Here is a 22,853-nt window from a genome sequence, read left to right as displayed (position 1 = left end):
CGAGGTTGAAAAACGCCAGGACGGCGCTTCTCAATGGGCTGCTAGGTCCGCGAGCGGTTCTCATTTTCAGCGGCCGGAACACCGAGAGGGTCGGACTTCCGTCGTGTCATCCGTGTTCATCCGTGTCCATCTGTGGTTCCCCCGGTCGCAAAGAGGGCGCCGCGGCGCTCGGCGACCAGGCCGTCGAGCATCGCCTGCAGGCGCTCGGCCGTGTGTTGCATCGCCGGGTCGCTGTCGGCGGAGCGGTCGCGCGTGGCGGGGACCTCGATCGGGTCGTCGACGACGATCGTGCAGTGCAGCGGGCCGTGGTAGCTGGCGCGGCTCTGGAAGTCTTCGATCATCCGCTCGACGGTCTCCACGACCCGCTCCGGCAGGTCGTTCTGGCCGGTCAGGTAGCCGCGGGGGTAGTGGGCGATCTGTTGCAGGTAGTAGCAGGCCGACAGGTCGCGCCAGCGCTCTTCCCGCTCTTCGGCTGAGAGCTTCTTCTCGATGAGCTCGGGGAGCACGACGGTGCGGATCTTCTTCACGCGGGCGACGATGTTCTTCGCGCCGGGGTCGGCGCCCCCCGCGCACTTCCACTTCTGTTCGATGCGGCGGAGCGTGGTGGCGATCAGCTCGTCGGCGCGTTCGTGCGGGTCGCCGTCGGAGGGCTGCCCGAGGTACTCGACCTCCTTGAGGGCCAGCAACGCGGCGCCGATCTTGCGCAGCCGCTGGTGGATCGGCAGGTGCGTCTGCGGGCGCCAAGAGAAGGTGCGTTCGAGCGCCTCGACGTCGGGGCCGAGGGTGGCTTGGACGTCGCCGTCGAACGAGTAGCGGATGGCGACCGGGTGGATCACGACGGGGCCCTTCCCCTGCTTCTCGCGGCGTTTGGTCGCCTGGCGCGCGATGAAGCCGGGGCCGTCCATCAGCTCCATCAGCCGGTCGCAGTGCCGGCTCACCGCGCCCTCGGGGAAGATCAGCAGCGGGCGGCGGTTCTCGGTGAGGATGTCGATCGCGCAGTTGACGCTCTGACGGTCGTTCCCCTCGCGGTACACGCTGAACGCGCCCATCCGGCGGATGAGGAAGCGTTGCCACCAGCTCTCTTTGAACAGGTGCCAGCTGGCCATGGCGAACAGCTCGGTCCGGGCCTCGCCGGCCAGCACGCCGATCGACAGCGGGTCGGCCAGGCGCGAGTGGTTCGCGGCGAGCACGATCCCCGCGCCCGACTCAACGGACCGCCGCAGCTTCTCGGCGCCGCGGCACTCGAACGTGTCGACGTGGTACGTCTTGCTCATGAACCGCCGCAACGCAACGCGGCGGAACACCCAGCACCACGCGTCCGACTCGATCGGCGGGACGAACTCGTAGGGCTCCTCGAGGACGATCTCGAACATCGGGCGGTGGCGCGGCGGGCTGGGGGCGGCTGACCGGGGGGCGTCAGGGTTTACCCAGCCGGCGCCAGCATCGTACGGAGAGGGCGGCCGCGGCTAAACCCCGATTGGCCGGTGCAGACGGCCGCGGCGAATGCGGGATGATAGTTGTTGGGCTGTCGGCTGTCGGCCCGCTGCGACCCCCGCGACGGCCGGACCGCGAGCACCCGCTATGCCGCGCCGCGACCTACGGAAGGCCGTCAAGCCGAAGCGGGCCCGCGGGGCGGTCGACGCGGCCCGCTACCGAGAGGGCTTCCTCCGCTACCTGGCGAGCGAGCGGCAGATGTCGACCAACACGGTGGCGGCCTACGGGCGCGACCTGCGGAGGCTGTTCGTGTGGCTCGACGGCCGACGGCTCGCGAACCTGAGGGCGGCCGACCTGGCGGACTACCCGGCCTGGCTCGCCGACGGCGGCTTGGCGCCGACCAGCGTGGCGCGGCACGTGGCCTCGCTCAAGGTTTTCTTCCGCTGGCTGCTGCTCGAAGGGGAGATCAACGAGAACCAAGCGGCGCTGGTCGCGTCGCAGAAGCTGTGGCGGCGGGTGCCCAAGGTCCTGTCGCCGGCGGAGGTGGACCGCTTGCTCGCCGCGCCGGTCGCCGGCGAGCCGTTGTGGCGGCGCGACCGCGCGACGCTCGAGTTGCTCTACGCGACCGGCGCGCGCGTGTCGGAGGTCTGCACGATGCAGCTGGCCGACGTGCGCCTGGCCGAGCGGCAGTGCCTGTGCCACGGCAAGGGCGACAAGCAACGCGTCGCGCCGCTCGGCGAGAAGGCGCGGCTTGCGATCGAGGCCTACCTCGAGTGGGAGCGCCCGAAATTGGCGGCGCGGCGCGACCCGGCCAGCGGCGCGCTGCTGCTTTCGTCGCGGGGGCGGGGGCTGTCGCGCGAGCGGGTGTGGGAGCTGATCAAGAAGTCGGCCGCGGCCGCGGGCGTGACCAAGAAGGTCAGCCCGCACTCGTTGCGGCACAGCTTCGCGACTCACCTGCTGGCGGGCGGCGCCGACATCCGGCACGTGCAGGAGCTGCTCGGCCACGCGTCGATCGCCACGACGCAGCTCTACACGCACGTGGATGCGTCGAAGCTCAAGCGGGTGCACAACGACTTCCACCCGCGCGCGTGACCTGCACCGCATCTGGCCCGACAACGGGCTTGCGAGCGATTGCAGCCGTCGGCAGAAGCCGACCGACTCAAACGAGATCAGCTCGCTCGGCCTGCTCGGTTGCCGTCTGGCTACCGGCGGCGAATAGGCGCAGCGAGCCCGACCAGGCTCACTACTCCGGCCAGGGCGGACGGTTCGGGCACAGCGAAGGGGGCGCCGCTGGTGACCGCGAAGTTGCTGAACACGGCGGTCACCTCGCCGCTGGCGAAGCCGGAGATCGGCCCGGCCGACTGGCTGCGAAGGAAGAACGAAACGAGCAGCGGCTCGCCGTCCCACTGCGCGGGCAGCCCGTTGAGCGTTTGGGTCATCGACGGGTTCGCCGCGCCGAGCGTGGCGTTTATCCCGAGGGTGATCGGACCGGCCGGGTCGTAGTCGACGAAGAAGCGGCCGGTTTTGAACGGCACCACGGGGAACGAGACCGGCGCGACGTCGACGTCGCCGACGCGGCCCGACCCGAGGAACGCGACCGGCGACCCGTTGAGCAACCCGAGGACCACACCGGCCGAGTCGACGCCGTCGATGTCTTCGCCGATGCCGAATCCGATCGCCCCGCCGCCGACCGAGTCGACCGCCGACACGTCGAAGTCGATCGCTACGGAGAACGGCTGGGCCGGGTCGAACGCGTAGCCCGAGAGCGAGGCGCCGGCGTCGGCGCCGTCGAGGCTCGCGAAGCCGATGTCGGTTCCCGACGGAACGGCCCCGCTGGCGGCGAGCGTGCTCAGCAGCAGGCTGTCTTGCACGGCGCTCATGTTCGGATGGGCCGGGTCCTCGACCAGCGTCCACGTGGTGAGATCGGTGATCGTGGCGGCCGATGCGTGGGGCGCGGCGGCCAGCAGCGCGGCGAGGGCGACATAGCGGGCGAGGGCGGTTTTCATCCGTGGTCGGCTCAGAGGAGTGAAGAAACAAAGAACCCCGCCACACGCGCCGCCTTGGCTCGAAAGAGCTCAAAGGTCGGGGGCGCGTGCGGCGGGGTTCTTCAGTAGCGCTATCGCTATGGGCTGGGTCGTGCTCTTTAGAGTCTAAACAGCCGACGGGTCGCCGCAAGTGAAATCGGGCGGCCGGCTAGCGGTTTCGGCCCTCGTCGGGGGGCGTCAGGCGGATCTTCTCGATCAGCTGATGCCGCTGGCCGTTCTCTAGGTAGCCCGAGAGGGCCGTGATCGCGTCCATCACGTAACGGTAGTGCAGGTCGTAGTCGGCGTTGATCTCGACCTCCTGATCGGCCGTCGCGCCGGGCCCGCCGGCGTCGTTGATCAGGCCGCGGATGTAGCCGTGCAGGTTGCGGAAACGGTCCTCGCCCTCGAACGTGCGGGCGTCGAGCGACAAGCGGGCGAGCTGGCCGTCGCCGCCGGCGACCATCCTTAGGTTGAGCGTGGGGAGCTCGCTGGGCGTGCTGGGGGCCGCTTCGGAGGGGAGCGGCATGCGGATGTTGAAGTCGCCCTCGGGGAGCACGATCTTGAAGGTCATGATGAAGAAGACCAGCAGCTGAAACACGATGTCGATCATCGGCGTCATCTGCAGATCGATGCGATCGCGGTGGTCGGCGTGGCGGATACGCATGGGGTAGGCGTGAGGCTTGAGGCCGCAGGCTTGGGGAAGGGCTTCGGGCCTCAGGCTTCAGGTCAGTGCTCCGAACGCCGAAGCCTGAAGCCTGACGCCCGAAGCCTCACAACGTCGGCACGTCGCTCTGGCGGCCGCGGAGGGCGAACTTGTCGAAGCCCGCGTCTTGGCACGCCTGGATGATCTCTTGGACCTTGCCGGTGCGGCTGAGGCGGTCGGCGCGGATCACGACGGTCGCCTCGTCGAACTTGCTGTCACCGAACGAGCGGAGCAGCGTGGCCTCGCGGCGTACGGCGGTCCTGAGCTGCTCGAGGCCCATCTCTTGGTGGTTGAAGAGGATGGTCTCGTCGGCGGTCATCTGGATCGTGATCGGCTCTTCGTAGGCCGTGTCGGGCGGCTTGGCGAGTTGGCTCGCCGGCAGGTTCACGCGCTGGTCCTGCTCGATGTCGGAGAAGTTGATCAGCACCATAAAGAACGCGATCAACTGGAACGTCATGTCGATCATCGGGGTCATGTCCCCTTCGACGATCTCCGTAGTCGGCCGGCGGGCGAGGCGCATTGGGTGGGGAGGGACGAGGGGTTAGGGATGGGGGATGGGGGACGGGGGACGGGGGACGGGAAGCGGGAAGCGGGAAGCGGGAAGCGGGAAGCGGGGGGGAGGGGGCTCGCTTCGCTCGCCTTTCGGGGAAACCGACGCCGCGGACGCAGACTCGGACACGCCTCAAGCCTCAAGCCTCACGCCTCAAGCCTCACGCCTCGGGCCTCACACCTACTTCGCTTTCTGGAAACGGCTCATCAGGCCCTCGCTGAGGATGCCCACTTCGAGCACGCGGCGGGCCAGTAAGTTGCGGAACACGTTGTAAAAAGCGATCGCCGGGATCGCGATCGCTAGGCCGACGGCGGTCGTGAACAGCGCGGTCGAGATCCCTTCGGCTAGCTCGCTCGGTTTGGGCGTGGTGGGCGAGGTGGCGATCACGTTGAACGACGAGATCATGCCCTGCACGGTGCCCAGCAGGCCGATCATCGGGCTGATCGTTCCGATGAGCGCGATGTAGCTGAGCCGGTGCTCCAGCCGCATGTTTTCTTCCTCTCCGACCTCCTGCATCGCCTCGATCGCGCGGGGGTAGTCGCCGCCCGCAGACAGCTTGCCCAGACCGGCCGCGAGCACCCGGCCGAGGACCGACTCGTCGCTCGAGGCCAGCTCGTAGGCCTCGCTGAATTGCTTCGCGTCGAGGTGGGCCTCGAAGGCCTCGACCAGGTCGGGCGGGGCGATGTTGGAGCGCATCGTCTTGACGAAATTCATCACCATCAACGACACGAGCGTGACCGACAGCAGCAGGAAGATGACCGAGTAACCGACGCCAAGCGACTCGACCGCCCAAGACAGATAGCTCCGCGGCGGCGGCGCCGCGGCGGCGGCCGGCGCGGCCGTGGGGGCGGGCTCTCCGGCTTCGGCCGCGGCCGGCGCCTCGGCCGCCGGCGGCTGGGCATCTGGCGCCTGGGCGCCGGGGGCCGGGGCCGTGTCCTCCTGAGCGAGCGCGGCCGGCGCGATCGCCGCCAGCCCTAGGAACACGGCGGGGACAAGAGCCGAAAGAAGGCGTCGGTGCATGTCGGCTGGGTTTCGGTCGCGATGGAGGGGCGGGCGCGGCGAGTCGTGCGTCGCGGCCCGCATTGAAGGGGCACGGCGGCCCAAAGTCTAGTTCGGTCTCACGGCTCGCCGCGCCCACCTGGTCGATGCGTAGCCCCTCCGCAGCCGCTCCCGGGCGTCGTCGGCCGCGTCGGGCTTGCCGATCTTGCCGAACAGCTCGGCCAGTCGCGCTAGCGCTTCGGCGTGGGTATCCGGGTCGTCGGCGAACAGCAGGTCGGTGTGCAAGTAAGCGAGCACCGCGTCGGTCGTTCGGTCGGTCGCTTCGTAGACCCGCCCGAGCGTGTTGTAACCGGCGGCGCGGGCGGCCGCGTCGGCCGGCTGGGCGTTTCGCACTAATCGGCGGCCTAGCTCGAGGGCGGCCTCGGGTTCGCCCGCGGCCGCCAAAGCCTGCGCCTTGCCGGCCAGGGCGCGGCGGGCGAGCGGGTCGGCGGCGTCGTCGGACTGGGCGACACGGTCGAACAGTTCGATCGCCCGATCGTGGTCCCCCTTGCCGGCCAGCGCCTCGGCGGCGAGCACCGCCGCGCGGCGCTTGATCTCGCTCGAGCCGTCGCGGGCCAAGCGGCCGTACGCCTGCACGGCCTGATCGTACCGCCCCGCCGAAGCGAGCAGGTCGCCCAAGGCGGTGAGGGCGTCGGCCGTTCGCCACGACGCGGGGTTGTCGCGAACGAACTCGAGCAGCGGCTTCACGGCCTCGGCCTCGGCCCCCTGCCCTGCCTCTGCTAGCCGGGCTGCTGAGTAGGCTTTGAGGAAGGCGATCTCGTCACGGATCCGCTCGTCGCTGATGGTCGACACATCGATGTCGGCTAGCTTCTCGAGCGCTGTCTCGTAGCCGCCCGCCTCGGCGTTGAGCCGGGCCTGCGCGAGGCTCGCCGGCTCGCCGTCGAAGAGCACCGATCGGATCCGCTCGACGGGCGCCTTGCGGACGCGGCCGTCGATGTCCTCGATCGACACGGCTTGGGCCGACTCGTCGACGATCCGCCCGGAGATCGATTCCCCGCCTTCGAGCCGGATGCGATCCGCGCCGAGCGCGGCGACAGGCGCGTAGGCCGCCGCGAAGGCGACGGCCAGGCGAGCGATCTTTCGACGGGTTGGGATCGGCGAGGGATTCATCCGGAGTTCGCTGGTAGGCCGATGGGCGGGTCGCCCGCGGCTTGTTGGATCTGTTTGAGCAGCGCTTCGAACCGCGATCGGCTGGCCTGGCCGCCCAGGTCGGGGCTTTGCCGGTGGAGAGCGAGAATGGTCGCGGCGGCTTTGTCGAGTTGCTCGTCGCGCAGCGAGCCGTCGGCGAGCAGCGCCGACTGGTAGCGGCTCTCGGCGACGTGCCGCCACGCTTCGAAATAGAGCTCGCGGCGGGCCGGGTCGCTCGCCGCGTAGCGGCTGGCGATCGCGGCTAGCTTGCTCCAACCCCAGATGACGTTCTTGCCGTCGTCCCCCGGGCGGGCGCCGGCGATCGCTTGCTCGAGCTTCGTCGGGTCGCGCTCCGCGACGCCCCACTCTTGCAAGGCGAGCGCGGCGGCTTGCTGGGCCTCCAGCAGCACCCGCCCGCCGGCCAGCATCGCGGCGGCTGTCTCCAGCGCGGCCGCGTGGTCGCCACCGCGGCGTTGGCACTCGGCTAGCCGCAGCCGCGCCGCGAGCACCGAGGTGGGAGAGGGGGCGTAGCCGGTCTGCGACTGGGCCTTGTCGATCAAGCCGGCGAGCGTGTCGCAAGCAGCCGAAGCGGCGCGCTCGGCGGCTTCAGCCGGGAGCGACTCGCTGACCGCAAGCCAGGTTTGCGCGATCCACAGACGGGTATTCCAGTCCGATTCGGCCTGATAGTCGTTTAGCTCCTCGAGTGCGACCGAAAGCGCCGTCGCCACACCGGAGCGCCAGCGCTGCGGGGCGCGGTCGAGGTCGCCGGCGAGCGCGGCGGCTAGGCGGAGCCACGCGGCGTCGCCGCCGGTGGATTCGGCCGGCGCGGTTGCGAGGAGCTCGCGGATCGCGTCGAGCTCCTCCGCCGCCCCGCCGCCTGTCAGCACCCGAGCACGCGCCGCGGCGCCCAGAGCGGCGAGGGCAAACGGCGGATCGTTTCCCGGGGGCCGACCCTCGAGGGACAGCTTTGCCGGCCCATATGCGCTGTCGGTCAGGAGCGACAGGGCGGAAGCCGCGTCGCCTTGCTCGAGCAACGCGGTAGCGAGCCGCAGCGCGGCCGAGGCCATCAGCGTAGCCTCGGCGCCTGCGTCGGCCGCTTCTTCAAGGGCGGATCGCAGCTGCTGTCGTGCGGGGGCGTCGTTGTCGGCAGCCGATTCGTAGCGGGCGAGAGCCACCCGCAGGGCCAGGCCAACGCGGCGGTCGGCCGGCGCCGCCGCGAGCGCCGCGTTGGCCGCGGCGAAGTCGCCGGCGCGGAGCGCTTCGCTCAAGCGGACGGTGGCCGCGGCCTCCGCAGCCGGGCTGCCGGGCCACCGGTCGGCCGTGAACTGAGCGAGCTCGATCAGACGGCCGCTGGCCGCGGAGTCGCCGCCGCGGGCGAGCTGCTCCAGGGCCGCCATGGCCAGGCGCGCCGCCTTCGGGCCGGCGTCGGTCGCCGACTGGCTGCGTGCGACGTCCTCGGCTCGCTCGGCCGCGGCCGCCTGCTCACCCGAGTCCCAGTCGAGGTAAGCGAGCAGGTAGCGGGCTTCGGCGACCGACTCGGCGTCGTCGCCCGCGCCGACAAGCTGGCCGGCGGCGCGCAACGCGGTGTAGGCGGCCGCGCGGCTGTCGCGGCGCTGCGTGCGGAGCTCTTCACGCTGCGGCTGGCGCGCGTCGGCCAGCGCGGCGTCGGCGGCTGCCATCGCGGCGATCGCTTCCTTAGCAGCGGCGAACGCGTCGTCGAACGACTCGGGCGGCTCGCTCGCCAGGCCGAGCGTCGCGGTCACCTCGGTCCACCGCCGCCGCGCGTCGGCCTGCACCTCGGAAGCGACGCGGGCCGATTCGCCGAGCCAATCGCGGGCGTCACGGCGGAGGCGCCGCGCGTCGGTCTCGCCGGCGGACTCGGCCGTTGCGAGGGCCGCCAACCCGAGGCGGTACTTGAGCGTCGCGGCCTCCATCGATTCGGTTTCGCCCCGCGGGAGGCTCTCGAGCCAATCGGCCGGCTTGTCGAGCGCGCGTTGCGGCGCGCCCTGATCCAGCGCGAGGGCGGCGAGCTCGGCCTGCGCGAGGCTGACGATCTTTCGCAGCTCGGGCGTTTCGGCCGGCTGGGCTGTCAGGTCTTCCAGCGCAGCCGTGGCGAGCTGTGCGTCGCCGAGGAGGCGGTACGCGCGGCCCTCGTACAGGTGGGCGTAGAGCCCGACGCCCAGCTTCGAGTACTTGTTGTAGAGCTCGTAAAGCTCTTCGGCGGCTTGCTTGGCGACCTGCTGACGCTCTTGTGTGTTTGCCGGGTAGGTCTCGGCTTGCTCGTAGAGCATGCGCCCGGCCAGCAGCCGGACCACGCCGAGCCGCGCGCCGAGGTCGCGCCGACGTCGGTGCTCCGGGCTGCCGGGCCGCGCGCCCTTGAGGCGTTCGCGGACGGCGACGATCTGGCTCTCGACGCCTTGCAGCGCGGCGCGGGCCTCTTCCAATCGGCGGCGGGCCGTCGTGCGGCGGTTTCTTTCGGCGGGCGAGCCGCTCTCTTCTCGGTTGGCCTCGATCGCTTCGCGGTGGGCCAGGTCGGCGAGCGTGACCGCCAGTCGTTCCTCGGCGTCGAGCAGAGCGCTAGCGGCGCCCTCGCTGCTTTGTGCGTAGGGCCCTAGCGCTCCGACGATCTGCTCGAGTTCGTCGCGGCGGCGCTGCGGGTCGCGGCGCTGCGACGCGGCGCCGAGGCGCGCGGCGGCCAGCCGCCAAGGAATCGCCGCCTTGAAGTCATCGGAGACCAGCGGGTCATCGGCCGCGCGCTCTAGGTAGGCCGCGACCAAGTCGGGGTGGCCCGCGTCGTCCAGCGCATCGACGAATCGCTCGGGAACGGAGTCTTGAGCCGACGCGCAGCACACGGCCACGCCGACGAGGGCGAGCGGGGCGAAGGTTCGGCGGATAGCGGCTGCGAGCGAGTGGTCCGGCACGCCCCTATTGTGAGCGACCGCGCCCGAGTCGGCCACCGTTCTGTCGGCGCCGCTGCCGGCGCGGGGAGTCCACCAGCGGGGCGCCGGCGGCAAAGCCGTCACAGGCCGCGCACGTGGCCGCCGCGGGTCGCGCGCTAGCGCCCCAAGCCGTCTACCAGGCGGCGGAGCCGCGACAGGTAGCCGGCCGGCAGCGGGACGTCGCCCAGCGACTCTTCGGGCGACGCGGCGTCGACCGCCGACGGCGGCGGCGGGGTGTACAGCTCGCGCGAGGGGAGGCTGTCGCTTCCGGCTCTGGGCTGGCATGGGGAGACGGGCTCCCCCGGGGGCGCCGCGGCGTCGTCGAGCAGGCCGCTGTCGGACGGACCGCGGGCGAAGTACGGGTCGAAAGGCATAGTCGGCGTTCAGCAAGCGGAACAGGACCGGTCGCTTCCTGCGACCGGGGAACAGGTTTGTCGTGCCGGCTGGCGGCCCGTTGATCACGGCGTGGCCGGGTCGTGGCGCTGGCAGGCCAGCAGTTCTTCGCGTAGGCGGCGGCGTCCGCGGCTCACGCGCGAGAGCACCGTCCCGAGCGGGGCGCCCAACGTGTCGGCGGCCTCTTGGTGGGTCAGCTCGCCGACGATCACCAGCAGCATCGCCTCGCGCATCTCGCTCGGGATCCGGGCGAGGGCGGCTTGCATCTGGTCGGTGTAGTCGCGTTCCAGAGGGTCGGCGTCTTCGACGGGGCACTCCAGCACGCTCTCGCCATGCACGGTCGGCGCGGTGCGGCCAAAGCGGCGCCAGCGGTCGGCCGCGCGGCGGCGCAGAATCGAAGCGAGCCACGCGCGGCGGCTGCGGCTGGAGTCGAACCGGTCGCGGCTGCTCCACGCGCTGTGCAGGGTCTCCTGGACGATCTCTTCGGCGTCGTGCGCGTCGCCGAGCAGGCGGTACGCCAGCCGGTACAGGGCCGGGCCGTGCTCGTCGACGATGGATTGGAAGTCTTCTCTGGCCAGAGCCATCCGTTCGTCTCGCCACCGTGTGTGCCCGCTCGCCGCGTCCGCACGCGCGGGACGCGGCCGCCCGGTTCCGCTTGGGTCTTCGCTGGGTGGGCTGAGGCGTATTGCACGCTCGGGCGCGAGATCTCTCTCGGGGTCGGCCCGGCCCCGGCGATGCGACCCAAAGCGTTCCGTGCGTTAGTATTAGCTAGCCTTACGCACCGATCAAAACACCAGCAGCCGGGGCCGCTTCCCGCCGTGGACTTCCGACGCCCCAAGAACGACCGGCGACGCAGCCGGCGGCCGGGTCCGCCGCCTGGCGGCCCGAGCCTGCGGCTGGCCGCTCTGTTGGCCGGATTGTTGCTCGTCCTGGGGGCAATGGCCGAGCTGCGACAGCCCGACACGCAACGAGCGATCGCCCGGGCGATCGCAGTTCCGCCGACCGACGCGGCGCCGGGCGCTAGGCTCGTCGCGGGCGACGAGCTCGACGCCGTGACAGATAACGCGCCGTTCCGAGCGGACGAGCAGGCGGCTTGGTTCGCCACGTTGCGGGCGGTCCGCGACGCGGCGACGCCCAGCGGACCGGCCGTGGGCTACACGCAGCTCAACACGCAGCCGGACGCTTACCGTGGCCGCGCGGTAGCCGTGGCCGGCGAGGTCCTGCGGGTCGAAGAGGTCGAGCCGGCCCAGAACGACGACGGCTTCGACACCCTGTGGCGGACCACGCTCGCGCCCGCCGGCGGCGATGTTTGGCCGATTACGGTCTACACGATCGAGCCGCCGCCGCCAGCGGAGCCGCCCTACAAGGCAGAAGCGACCGGCCTGTTCTTCAAGAAGCTGTCTTACCGGTGGGCCGAGGGGGTGGGGAGCACGCCGGTTATCGTCGCGCGGCGGTTGGCGACCAATCCGGCGCCGGCGGCCGCCCCCGACGGCGGGCCGGCCGCCGTGGAGCCGGCGGCGGAAGTCGAGTTCGACCCGCCGCAACAGGGGTCGCTGGGCCGGGCGTTGCTGGCGGAACTGGGAGTGCCGGTCGACCGGTTCGACACGCTCGCCGCCAAGCGGCCGTTGCTCGCTGCGGAAGCCGAGCTGTTCTATTCGATCCTCGGGGCCGTCGGGGCGACCCCGGCCGCGCAGCTGGCGCGCCTGGCGAACGCCGGCCTGGGCGACTACGCCGACCGTCACGCCTCGGTTCGGCCGGACGAATTGCAAGCCGCGCAGGTCGCTAGGGCGATCCGCTCGGCGGAAGAGGACGGCCGTTACTCGGTCGTGCCGCTGTTCCTCGGGTCCGACGCGCAACGCGGCGAGCTGGTCAGCGTCGACGCCCTCGTGCGGCGGGTGGTGCGTGTCGACGCGTCGGCCAGCGCGGCCGCGGCCGCGGCGGGGGTGAGCCACTATTACGAGCTGGAGGCCTTCACCGACGACTCGCAGAACCTGCCGCTGGTGTTCTGTTTCCGCGAACTGCCGCCTGGCATGCCGCTGGGCGAGCGGGTGGAGCAACCGGCCCGGCTGGCCGGCTTCTTTTTCAAGCGGTGGGCGTACGCCGTCCGCAAACCGGGCGACGGAGGCGGCGCCGACGCCCGGCAATTCGCGCCGCTGCTGATAGGCCGCGCGCCGATCTTGCTCGAGCCGCCCCGTGCCGCCGGCCGGCCGGGCTGGGGCGTGGGGCTCGCCGCGGCGGCGGTTCTGTTGGCCGTTGTGTTTTGGCTGTGGCGACAGAGCCGGTCGGACCGGCGGTACCAGGCGTCGACTCTCGACCGCTTCCGCGACAGCCGCTCGGTCGACCCGGCCCGGTTGGCCGAACTCGCCCGGGGGGCGCCGCCGAACGACGCGCCGTAATCCCGTGCGGCGGAGGCTCGCGCAGGCGCGGCGTCGGGCGGGCGTCTACACTCGTGGCTTCCTCGCCGCCGAAAACCGCCAGCTCCCCGCCCCGAATGCCCGACAGCTCGCAGCCCAACAAGCAAGGCTACGGCTCCGACCCGCTGCACCACTACGGCTGGATCACGCCCCGGTTCTGGCACGGCATGCTGCCGTGGGACTTCTGGCCGATGGCGCTGGACAACGGCGTGCGGGTGTCGCCCCGCGGCGCGTTGACCACGATCACGATCACCGGGATCGGCTGTTTCCACGTGGTCGGCAAAGGGGTGCAGCACCTGCTGTACGGGCGCAAGCTGGCCGGGGCCCGGCCGGACCAACCGCCGCTGTTCGTGCTCGGGCACTGGCGCAGCGGGACCACGCTGCTGCACGAGCTGCTGATCCGCGACCCGCGCCACGTGTACCCGACGACCTACGAGTGCTTCGCGCCGCATCATTTCTTGGTGACCGAGGCGTGGCTCACGCCGCTGATCGGCTGGCTGTTGCCGAAGAAGAGGCCGATGGACAACGTGGCGACCGGCTGGGACCGGCCGCAAGAGGACGAGTTCGCGCTGTGCAGCCTCGGGCTACGCACGCCGTACCGCTCGTGGTGCTTCCCGAAGCACGGCCCGGTCGACGCGGAGTGGCTGACCCTCGATGGCGTGCCCGCCGAGGAGCGCCGCCGCTGGATGGAGGCGCTCCGCCGCTTCGTCGGCGCGCTGAGCTTGAAGCGCCCCGGGCGGGTCGTGCTGAAGTCGCCGCCGCACACCGCGCGGCTACGCACGCTGCTCGAGGCGTTCCCCGACGCGCGTTTCGTGCATATCAGCCGCGACCCGCTGTCGCTGTTCCCCTCGACGGTCCGGCTATGGAAGTCGCTCTGCGATGTGCAATCGCTCCAGAAGGGCCAGCCGCAGTACGACTGGATCGAAGAAGAGGTCTTCTGCAACCTCGAGAGGATGTACACGGCCTACGGGCGCGACCGCCGGCTGATTCCCCCGGGACGGCTGGCGGAGCTGAGGTACGAGGACCTCGTGGCCGACCCGAAGGGCGCGCTGCGGGGCGTTTACGAAGAGCTCTCGCTGGGCGACTTCGCTCCGGCCGAGCCGGGCGTGGACGCTTACCTGGCGGAGGAGCGCGACTACAAGACCAACCGCTACGAGCTGCCGGCCGAGGTGCGCGAGCGTGTGCTCGAGCGTTGGGGGAGCTACGCGGAGCAGTGGGGCTACGCTTAACGCCGCGTCGGCCCGGTGGCTACCGGCTTCGGCGTGGGTCGCGTTTGATTCGGGGGGCGGCCTTCGGCCCTTTGATCGCCCGGCGCTAGGGCGGCTCAAGAGGCCGCCGGCGATCGACCCGGGGTCGGCGTCACTCGGCTTCGGGTTGGGGGGCCGGGACTTCTTCGGCGTCGGCGTCGGCTTCTAGCACGTTGTCGACTTCGGCCAATCGCCCGGCGTCGAGGCCCAGGGCGACCGCGTAGTCGGCTAGGGCGACCTCGTAGTCCAACTGGGCGGCGACACGCTCGGCGGCGGCCTCGGCGAGCTGTTGCTCGCGGATGTTTAAGCTGAAGAGCGTGCTGCCCTCGTCGCCCTTCTCGAACAGCGTGCGCTCGGCCTGGAGCATCCGGCGGGCCAGCTCGAGACCCTGGCTCGTCTGTTGGACGCGTTGCGACGCGGCGATCAGCGCGGCCCGGGCCACGCCGACTTCGGCGGCGACCTTGTCTTGTGTGAAGCGGGCCTTGGCGTTGACCTGCGCCAGCTTGCCGCGGACCTGCCGGATCTTGCCGAGCGCTTTGCGTCGCTCCAGCGGCACCGACATCGTGAGCGTGGCCTCGAGTTCGAACTCGGACTTGTCACGCTTGGAGCTCGTCGGCATGCCGACGTCTTGCGCGACGAACATGCCGGCGTCCATGTCGGGCAGGTAGTCGTTCCGCGCCTCGTCGAGCGCGATGCCGAGCTGCCGCTGCTGCGCCAACAGGTCGGCCAGCTCGGGGCGGTTGGAGACCGCCAGGGCGATGTCGCCCTCGGTGAACGCGGGGTCGAGCGGCTCGATCTCGGGGAAGGTCAACTCGCGCGCGTCGCCGGCGGGCGGCAGCGGGCGCCCGTCGGGCGTGCGGAGGTACAGCGCGAGCTTCGCGGCGGCTTGCTCGACCTTCCTCCGGGCGTCGATCGCCTTGGCGCGGCGAGAGACGATGATCCGCTGGTTGTCGACGAGGTCGATCTCGCGCGCTTGGCCGAGCTCGGCTTGCCGCTCGAAGAAGCGGATGCGGTTGAGGCCGAGTTCGAGCACCTCCTCGGCGATCCGCAGGTTTGCCCCGGCGGCGACCCACTCCCAGTAGGCGACCGCGCCGTCACGCACCGAGAAGATCACCTGCTGGCGGATGATCGCTTCGATGCGTGTCCGCTCGACCTCGGCTTGCCAGAGCGCGCTGCGGTTCTCGTCGATGAAGATGTCGCCGACGATCGGCGCGGTGAAGCCGAGGCTGAACTCGCCGCCGTCATTCGTGGAACGCTCTTGGTACCAGGGCTCGAACGTGCCGCGGCCGACCTTGTAGCCGGCGAAGGTCGATCCGCCCCAGTAGGTGTCGCGCTTCACGCCGAGCTTGCCCCAGTAGTTCTCGTAGAAGTCGAGCGGCTGGGCCTCGCCGATCAGGTCGAGCTTGTGGTCGAACGCGCCGGCCGCTTCGAGCACTTGGCCCGAGGCAATCGTGCGGCCGGCGAGGGCCTCTTGGATGAGCGGGAAGTGCTGGCGGACCGAGCGGGCGACGTCCTGCAGCTCGGGGACCGCCGTTCCGGGCGGGATGGCTTCGGGGGCGCCGGCGGTTTCGCCCTCGCGCGGTGGCAAGGGCTCGGCCGGGTTGACGAGCTCTGTCTGGTCCGGGCTTTGGCCGTCGGCTGGGGCATCGTCCGGCGACGACGGCGATTCGTCGTAGCTGACCCGCTGTAAGACCGGGTCGGTCGCCGGCGGCGCCGCGCGAAACGCGCTGCTCGCGCGGCCTTCGCCCGCCGTCCGGCACCCGGCCGAGGCGCACAGCAGCATCACTCCGACGGCGGCTATCCCTCCCCGCTGCACGATCCCGACTCTCCGAGGTGAATGGTCCCGCTCCGCCAGCGGCGGCGAGAAGCGGACGCATCGCCATCGGTACAATCGGCAGAACCCTTATGACCGATGCAACTTGATCGGCCTAATGATCGCGAAAGCCACGAGCTAGCTAGCGATCTAGAGCGCGGCGCCCACGCGGTCGCCAGCGCCGAGACACAAGCGGCGACCGCGGCGTGTGCCTATCAGACTGCAGATTTATCAGCGGGCAGCGTCGCCCCCCAGGAAGGCGGCGCCGGAACGTGGGCCGAGAGCCGACGTTTTGCGTGCCGCGAGGAGCTTGCTCCGAGCTTGGCGAGATTGAAGAACGCCAGACAGGCGTTCTTCAACAGGCTGCTAGAGCTTGAGCTTGGGGGTTTTAATCTTGTCAGGGTCGTTGCCGATCGACTGCAGCGCCGGCGGGAAGCCGTTCATGCGCCGCCAGATCTCGTAGCCGAGTGGGACGGTTTCGAGGAGCACCCAAGCGTTTGCGCGGACTCCTTGGCGGAGGTAGGGGTGGTCGGGCCAGTCGCTCTGTTCGTCGGGCCGGATCAGCACGCGGAACTTGCCCTGCCCGTTGCTGGTCGGGTTCACCAGCGCGACCTCGCCGCCGAACGTGCCGACCGCCACCGAGGGCCAGCCGCTGAACTGCACCGCGGGCCAGCCCTCGAACTGCAGCCGCGCGTGGCGGCCCGGCGAGATCAATGGCTGGTCGTTTCCATCGACCCAGACCTCCACGGCCCAGTCGTCGGTCGTCGGCACGATCATACAGAGCTGGTCGCCCGGCTTGACCGACACGCCGTCGAACACGTCGAGCTGCTGGATGTAGCCGGCGACCGGCGCTTTGACCTCTTGCGTCTGTTGAGCGGAGAACTTGCGTTCGGTATCGAGTAACTTGCTCTGTTTCTGGTTGATCTCCTGACTGGCCTTGGCGATCTCGGCCTGCGCCTTTGCGATATCACCGCGTTCTTTCTCGAGGTATCCCGTGAGGCTGCGGATCTTTGCGTCCCACTCGCTGCGTTTGGACTCGCGCTCGCGTTTCTTGGCTTCGACACCGGCCACCGCGGTTTCGACCTCGCGGTTCGCGACATCCACGTAAGCGTCCGCTTCCTTGTACTTTTGTTCGGTCTGCTGCAGCTTCAGCTCCGAGGCGAGTCCGTCTTCGAAGAGTTCGGACTGCCGTTTGTAATCGCGTTCCTCCAGCGCCTTCTTCGCCTCGGCGGCCTCGAGTTTGTGCCGCTCGGCAGCCAGCTTTTTCTCTGCCTGCTTCACATACTCGTCCTGTGCGGCCATGGCTTCTTTCTGAGCCGTCATCGACAGGTCGATCTCTTCCTGCCGGACCTCGACGATTTGCTTAGCAAAATCCAGACCCCGACGGGCTTGCTCGAGGTTGCTCTCGGCGAGTTCCAGGTCCTTTCGGGCGTTCTCGACTTGCAGCCGGAGTCGCTCTAGATAATTCGGGTCCTGGTCTTGGATCCGGAACAAGAGCTGCCCCTTTTCGACGTAGGCGTTCTCAAAAACCCCGTCGCCGCGTTCGGCGATCAGGCCCTTGATCAAGGCCTGCACGGGCTGGGGCCGCTCGTAGGGGTCGAAGGCGATGACGTTCCCCTCGCCGCGTATGGACTGCTGCCAGGGGGCGAAGAGGGCCGCCAGCGACGCGAACAGCAGCACCCACAGCAGCAGGCGGCCCAAGCGGCGCGCGGAGCGGGAGGAGCGCGTCAGGTGCAGCGAGGGGAACTGCTGCTCGAGCTGCTCGAGGTCGGCTGCGCGGTCGAAGCTGGGGCTGCGGGGGGGCAGGGTGGTCATGCCGTCTCTCCGCTGGCGATGGGGACGACCGCCGGCGGCGGGTCGTCGGCTTCTAGTTTCAGGATGCGGTCGAAGCGCTCCGCGACCGCGCGGTGGCCGGTCGCAACGACGACGGTCCACGGTTGGTCGCTGCTGGTGATCAGCTCGATCAACCCGTTGCGTGGCTCGTCGGGGAGCGTGTCGAGCATCCCGTCGATCAATAATAGGCGCGGCTGCCCCGCCAGGGCACGCGCGAGGGTCAGCAGGCGGCGTTGGCTAAGACTGAGCGGGCGCCCGGACGCGTTGATCTTCGTGTCGAGCCCGTCCGGCAGCGAGAGGACCACATCCAGCAGGCCCACCGCGTCGACCGCGCTGCGGATGTCGGTCGCGCTGATGCCGGGGCGGCCGACCTCGATGTTCTCGGCGATCGTGCCTTCGAACAGCTCCGGCTCGCCCGCCAGCGCGACGTGCTCTCGGAGCACGTCAGGGCGGAGGTCGCGGGGGTCGTTCTTCTCGATCTCCACGTGCCCCGACGCCGGCGTGCGGCCGCCGAAGAGCATCTGCATGAGCGTCGTCTTGCCCGAGCCCGGCGGGCCGAGCACCGCCACCTTCTCGCCCGACGCGACCGCCAGCGACAACCCCTTCGCGAGCGTGCGGCCACCGTACGGGTGACTGACTCTTGTCAGCCGGATGTTGAGCCCCTCCCCGTCGGGGAGCGCGAGCACGCCGTCGAGCCGCTCGATGGGCAAGTCGAAGAGGATGCCGAGCTTGTCGACGGCCGCGACGACGTCGTAGAAGCCCTCCAGGTGTTTGCCGAGCTTCGCTAAGGAGGCCAGGATCATCGCGACGATCAGCTCCGCCGCGACCAGCTGCCCGAGGGTCAGGCGGTTGTCGATCACCAGCCAGCCGCCCACCCCGAGCAAGACCGTGCCGGCAATCGCTTGCAGCGCCAGGATGAACAGGATCTGCCCGAACAGCACGCCGAAGTGTTGGCGGCGGTAATTGAGGTAGCCGGTCGCGATCTCGTTGGCGCGGTCGTTGGCGAAGTCGGCGCCGCCGTGGGTCTTGAAGCCCGACGGGCACCGCATGACGTCTTCCAGCCAGGCGGTTAGGCGGTACTTGTACTTCGATTCGACGATGCCCGTCGGGATCGCCCCCCTGCCGAGGACAAACAGGCCGGCTACGACGGTGAGCAGCAAAAGCACGTCGAAACCGAGAAGCCACGGGTGGTAAAAACCCAACACCGTCATGCCGACAAGCGCCGCGAGGACGACGCTGATGCCGTCGGTCAGCAGGGTGGCGGAGACCTTCTGCAGCGTCGCCACGTCGAGGAAGCGGTTCACCAGCTCCGGGCCGAACGCGTCGGTGATCGATTGGTGGTCGACCCGCGGGAGCCGGTAAGCCAAGTCGGCGGAAACGCGGGCGAACATCCGCCGCTGGATGATCTCGACGACGTACACCTGCAGCGCCCGCATGACCGCCGCGAACGCGAGGAAGCCGAACAGCAGCGCGGCCAGGACGACGACCGGCTGCAGGAGGCTGCCGAAGGCGACGGTCGTGACGAGCGCCTCGACGGCGATCGGCGTGGCGAGCGACAGCGACCCGGCGAAGAACGCGAAGACGATCACGATCCAGATGTCGGACCACTCGGCGCGCAGCAGGCGGCCGTAGCGGCGGACCGGGCTGTGCGACAGGTGGCGCGCCTCGTCGGCGTCGCAGAGTTGGGGGTGATCGATGATGACCCAGCGGATCGGTTGAGCCGGGTCGGCGTCGTCGAAAAGCTCCTTCAGCTCGGGGTAGGAGACCCGCTGTTTGGTGTCAATTTCCCCCGTAGCGAGATAGGAACGGCCGCGGTCGTCGCCCAGCAGCAGCACGACCTCGTCGGCGCCGTTGACCGCACCGGCGAGCATCGCCCCGTCGGCGGCCGCTCGGAGGGCGTCGCGGGGGGTGAGATCGGCAATCCGGCACCGAAGCGACGCCGAAGCGGCCGCCTCTCTTAGCCACTTGTCCCACCGCTGGCGCTCCTTGCCGGGCCACGCGGATTGGGCGTCGCGCAGGAGCTGTTCGGCCCGCACACGCTCTAGCTCGACCCCGCCCTCACGAGCGACGCGTACCAGGGCGGCGGGGAGGCCAAGCGTGGCCTCACGGGATACGGCGGTCGACATCGGCGGGTCGGTGTCGGAGGGGAAATCGGCCCGTCGGACTGCGAAAACGTTCAATCCGTGCTTACGCAGCACCATAGGGCCCGGATCGCGGAAAACCAATCGCAACTCGGGACCGCAAACGGCCTTCTGGGGCTAAAAGTCCGCTGGCGCCTCATCCAACGCGGTATCGGCCGGCCAGGCGGTCAGAGCGGGCACGGGGGCTCAGGCAGCGGTGCGGCGGCTCGATCGGCGGACAAAGGCCGCGTAGTCGGTCGCGGTGTCGATGCCCGCCGCGGCTTGCGGGATCACGCCGACGCGGATGGTCGCCCCCGCCTGCAAGAAGCGGAGCTGCTCCAGGTTTTCGGCCCGCTCCAGCGGCGATTGCGGCAGCCCGGACAGCCTCAGCAGGAATTCGCGCCGGTACGCGTACAGCCCCACGTGGTGGTGGAACAGGGCCGGCTCGTCCGGCCCCGACGCGGACAACGCGTCGCGGACGAACGGGATCGGGCTGCGGCTGAAGTAGAGGGCGCGGCCGCTGTGATCGAACACGACCTTCACGTTGGCGGGGTCGCGAAGCCGCTCCGGGTCGCGCAGCGGAGCGGCGAGCGTCGCGACCTCGGCGCTGTGGTCTGTGGCCAGCTGCTCGATCACGGTGTCGATCGCGGCCGGGTCGATCTCCGGCTCGTCGCCCTGCAGATTGACGAACAGGTCGAAGCCGGGCGTGCGGCGGGCCACCTCGGCGACGCGGTCGGCGCCGCTGCGGTGGTCTTCGCGGGTCATCACCGCCGTGCCGCCGAAGCGGCGCACCTCGGCGGCGATATCCTCGTGATCGGTCGCCACCACCACGGCGCTGGGCAACCGCGCCCCGAGGGCCGCCGCGTGCGTGTGCTCGATCAGGGTTCGGCCTGTTTCCCGCAGCAACATCTTGCCCGGCAGCCGAGTCGAGTTCAGGCGGGCGGGGATGACGACACAGGTGCGGGGGGCTGGCATGGCGTAGGCTTCGTCGGGCAGGGCTCGGGGGGCCGCGACGCGTGGCCCGTTTTCGGGAACGCGCAGCGGAACTTGTAGCGTCTGACCGACAGGGACCGACAGGCCGATTTTTTCCGTCTCGTTTCGGCGTCGGCGTTCGCCTTCCTTGCGGCGTTGGATTCCCCTTAAACTCCCTCGGCCCACGGCGCGGCCCGCCCGCTCCTTCCTTCGCCTGCGAACCGATCGGATAGGTTGCCTATGTGCGGAATCGTCGGCTACATCGGCCCGAACCGAGCGAGCGACTACCTCCTGGAGGGGCTGCGGCGGCTGGAGTACCGCGGCTACGACAGCTCGGGGATCGTCACCTTCGAGGAAGGGGGCGGCCTAGCTATCACGAAGACCACTGGCAGAATCGACCGCCTCGCCGCGGCGCTACAAGCCACCCCGCACGAGGGCACACTGGGGATCGGCCACACCCGGTGGGCGACCCACGGGCCCGCGACCGACAACAACGCCCACCCGCACATCGGCGGCGACCGGGTGCTCGCTCTGGTCCACAACGGCGTGATCGAGAACTACGAGGCCCTGCGTGCTGCGCTGAGCGAACGCGGCTATCGGTTCACCACGGACACCGACTCCGAGGCGGTCGCCCACCTGATCGCAGCCGAACTCGAGACGCTCACCGAGTCGGGCGACTACGACACGTCGTCCGCCGCCGACCCGCACGCGTTGTTGATCGACGCGGTCCGGGCGGCTACCGCTCAGCTGCGTGGCACGTACGGGCTAGCGATCGTGTTCCGCGACTGGCCCGAGGCGATCATCGCGGCGCGGCTGGGCAGCCCGCTGGTGATCGGCGTCGGCGACGGCGAGCACTTCATCGCGAGCGACGGCTCGCCCTTGGCCGGCCACACGAACCGCATCGTCTACTTGGCGGACCACGAGGTGGCCGTCGTCACCGCCCAGTCGATCCGCGTGCTCGGGCGCGACGCGGCGTTGGTCAAGCACAGCGTCGAGAAGCTCGAGATCGACGCCAGCCAAGTCGAGCTCGACGGCTTTCCCCACTACATGCTCAAGGAGATCTTTGAGCAGCCCGAAACGATCCGCAACGCGATGCGCGGCCGCCTGGACAGCGACCAGGCGACCGCCGTGTTCGGCGGCCTCAACCTGTCGCCGCGGCAGCTACGCGGCGTCGACCGGATGATCCTGACGGCTTGCGGGACCAGCTGGCACGCGGCGATGGTCGGCGAGTACATGATCGAGGAGTTCGCGCGGCTCCCGGTCGAGGTCGAGTACGCGAGCGAGCTGCGGTATCGCAACCCGCCGATGTCCTCACAAACGCTGCTGCTGGCTATCACCCAGAGCGGCGAAACGATCGACACCCTGGCTGCGCTGCGCGAGATGAAACGCAAAGGCCACCGGTCGCTGGCGATCTGCAACGTGGTCGGCAGCACCATCGCCCGCGAGGCCGACGGCGGCGTCTACCTGCACGCCGGGCCGGAGATCGGCGTGGCTTCGACCAAGGCCTTCACCTCGCAGTGCGTCGTGCTCGCGATGATCGCTCTGCACCTGGGCCGGTTGCGGCACCTGAGCTACGAGGCGGGCCTGCGGATCGTCGACGAGCTGCAGCGCCTGCCCGACGCGGTCGAGAAGGCGCTAGAGACCAACGACATCGCCCGGCAGGTCGCTGGCCGCTACAGCGGCTGCAACAACTTCTTGTACCTGGGGCGGCAGTACAACTTCCCCACGGCGCTCGAGGGGGCGTTGAAGCTCAAGGAGATCAGCTACATCCACGCTGAGGGCTACCCGGCCGCCGAGATGAAGCACGGCCCGATCGCGTTGGTCGACGAGAACACGCCGAGCGTGTTCATCGTGCCGCAGGGCGCCGTGTACGAGAAAGTGCTAGCGAACATGGAAGAGATCCGCGCGCGGGGCGGGCCGGTCATTGCGATCGTCGACGAGGCGGACGAGCGGGCCGGGCGGATCGCCGACGAGCTGATCCGCGTCCCCGCGGTGGCCGATTACCTCCAGCCGATCGTCACGGCGGTGCCGCTGCAGCTGCTCGCGTACCACATCGCGAACCTGCGGGGCTGCGACGTCGACAAGCCGCGCAATCTGGCCAAGAGCGTCACGGTAGAGTGAGGCGCCCCCCGACGGCGCGGGGTGCTCGGCTATTTGTTGCTGCGCGGGCGGCGGAAGGATACGATCGAGCGAGCGTCCCGACGCCCCCGTTCTCAGCCGCTGC

General features: G+C 70.0%; 17 protein-coding genes. 4 read left to right on the top strand and 13 right to left on the bottom strand.

Features of this window, described 5'->3' with window-relative positions; translation table 11 throughout:
- Positions 1-116 precede the first annotated feature (116 nt).
- Positions 117-1,373: a 1-acyl-sn-glycerol-3-phosphate acyltransferase gene (locus RIC11_RS02195; protein WP_350208193.1), complete on the bottom strand. Its 1,257-nt coding sequence runs from the start codon at positions 1,371-1,373 to the stop codon at positions 117-119.
- Between the two features lie 208 nt (positions 1,374-1,581).
- On the opposite strand from RIC11_RS02195, the gene xerD reads away from it, so the two are divergent.
- Complete coding sequence (xerD, locus tag RIC11_RS02190) at positions 1,582-2,526, top strand: site-specific tyrosine recombinase XerD (protein ID WP_350208192.1); 945 nt, start codon at positions 1,582-1,584, stop codon at positions 2,524-2,526.
- A 110-nt stretch (positions 2,527-2,636) separates the two neighbouring features.
- Here the strand turns inward: xerD and RIC11_RS02185 are convergent, their stop codons facing one another.
- The 8 genes from RIC11_RS02185 to RIC11_RS02150 form a co-directional block, all read right to left on the bottom strand.
- Positions 2,637-3,440: a hypothetical protein gene (locus RIC11_RS02185; protein ID WP_350208191.1), complete on the bottom strand. Its 804-nt coding sequence runs from the start codon at positions 3,438-3,440 to the stop codon at positions 2,637-2,639.
- Positions 3,441-3,627: 187 nt separating this feature from the next.
- Positions 3,628-4,122 (bottom strand): ExbD/TolR family protein, encoded by a 495-nt coding sequence (locus tag RIC11_RS02180; protein WP_350208190.1) that lies wholly within the window; start codon positions 4,120-4,122, stop codon positions 3,628-3,630.
- A 106-nt stretch (positions 4,123-4,228) separates the two neighbouring features.
- Entirely contained in the window at positions 4,229-4,681 is a 453-nt protein-coding gene (locus tag RIC11_RS02175) for an ExbD/TolR family protein (protein WP_350208189.1), read from the bottom strand.
- A 210-nt stretch (positions 4,682-4,891) separates the two neighbouring features.
- Positions 4,892-5,731, bottom strand: a complete 840-nt coding sequence (locus RIC11_RS02170; RefSeq protein WP_350208188.1) for a MotA/TolQ/ExbB proton channel family protein — start codon at positions 5,729-5,731, stop codon at positions 4,892-4,894.
- A gap of 87 nt (positions 5,732-5,818) precedes the next feature.
- Positions 5,819-6,880: a tetratricopeptide repeat protein gene (locus RIC11_RS02165; RefSeq protein ID WP_350208187.1), complete on the bottom strand. Its 1,062-nt coding sequence runs from the start codon at positions 6,878-6,880 to the stop codon at positions 5,819-5,821.
- Positions 6,877-9,819 carry a hypothetical protein gene (locus RIC11_RS02160; RefSeq protein ID WP_350208186.1) on the bottom strand — a complete coding sequence of 981 codons (2,943 nt, stop codon included), beginning with the start codon at positions 9,817-9,819 and terminating at the stop codon, positions 6,877-6,879. Before RIC11_RS02160 ends, RIC11_RS02165 begins: the two co-directional genes overlap by 4 nt.
- 134 nt (positions 9,820-9,953) lie before the next feature.
- Positions 9,954-10,211 (bottom strand): hypothetical protein, encoded by a 258-nt coding sequence (locus RIC11_RS02155; RefSeq protein WP_350208185.1) that lies wholly within the window; start codon positions 10,209-10,211, stop codon positions 9,954-9,956.
- 84 nt (positions 10,212-10,295) lie between these two features.
- The gene (locus tag RIC11_RS02150; RefSeq protein WP_350208184.1) at positions 10,296-10,814 is read right to left on the bottom strand and encodes an RNA polymerase sigma factor; all 519 of its coding nucleotides are present in this window, start codon (positions 10,812-10,814) and stop codon (positions 10,296-10,298) included.
- Positions 10,815-11,048: 234 nt separating this feature from the next.
- On the opposite strand from RIC11_RS02150, the gene RIC11_RS02145 reads away from it, so the two are divergent.
- Both RIC11_RS02145 and RIC11_RS02140 read left to right on the top strand, forming a co-directional pair.
- Positions 11,049-12,626, top strand: a complete 1,578-nt coding sequence (locus RIC11_RS02145; protein ID WP_350208183.1) for a hypothetical protein — start codon at positions 11,049-11,051, stop codon at positions 12,624-12,626.
- A 95-nt stretch (positions 12,627-12,721) separates the two neighbouring features.
- Positions 12,722-13,873: a sulfotransferase family protein gene (locus RIC11_RS02140; RefSeq protein ID WP_350208182.1), complete on the top strand. Its 1,152-nt coding sequence runs from the start codon at positions 12,722-12,724 to the stop codon at positions 13,871-13,873.
- 130 nt (positions 13,874-14,003) lie between these two features.
- On the opposite strand, the gene RIC11_RS02135 is transcribed toward RIC11_RS02140, so the two are convergent.
- The 4 genes from RIC11_RS02135 to kdsB all read right to left on the bottom strand — a co-directional run bounded on the left by RIC11_RS02135 (position 14,004) and on the right by kdsB (position 20,632).
- Entirely contained in the window at positions 14,004-15,674 is a 1,671-nt protein-coding gene (locus tag RIC11_RS02135) for a TolC family protein (protein WP_350208181.1), read from the bottom strand.
- 396 nt (positions 15,675-16,070) lie between these two features.
- Positions 16,071-17,519 carry an HlyD family secretion protein gene (locus tag RIC11_RS02130; RefSeq protein WP_350208180.1) on the bottom strand — a complete coding sequence of 483 codons (1,449 nt, stop codon included), beginning with the start codon at positions 17,517-17,519 and terminating at the stop codon, positions 16,071-16,073.
- Entirely contained in the window at positions 17,516-19,663 is a 2,148-nt protein-coding gene (locus RIC11_RS02125; protein ID WP_350208179.1) for a peptidase domain-containing ABC transporter, read from the bottom strand. Before RIC11_RS02125 ends, RIC11_RS02130 begins: the two co-directional genes overlap by 4 nt.
- A 201-nt stretch (positions 19,664-19,864) precedes the next feature.
- The gene (gene kdsB, locus RIC11_RS02120) at positions 19,865-20,632 is read right to left on the bottom strand and encodes a 3-deoxy-manno-octulosonate cytidylyltransferase (protein ID WP_350208178.1); all 768 of its coding nucleotides are present in this window, start codon (positions 20,630-20,632) and stop codon (positions 19,865-19,867) included.
- A gap of 237 nt (positions 20,633-20,869) precedes the next feature.
- Here kdsB and glmS point away from each other — a divergent pair, with 237 nt between their 5' ends.
- Entirely contained in the window at positions 20,870-22,750 is a 1,881-nt protein-coding gene (gene glmS, locus RIC11_RS02115; RefSeq protein ID WP_350208177.1) for a glutamine--fructose-6-phosphate transaminase (isomerizing), read from the top strand.
- The last annotated feature ends 103 nt before the right edge of the window (positions 22,751-22,853 follow it).

The sequence above is a fragment of the Botrimarina sp. genome (assembly GCF_040219535.1).
Lineage (GTDB): Bacteria > Planctomycetota > Planctomycetia > Pirellulales > Lacipirellulaceae > Botrimarina.
This window is presented reverse-complemented; position numbering and strand designations above follow the sequence as displayed.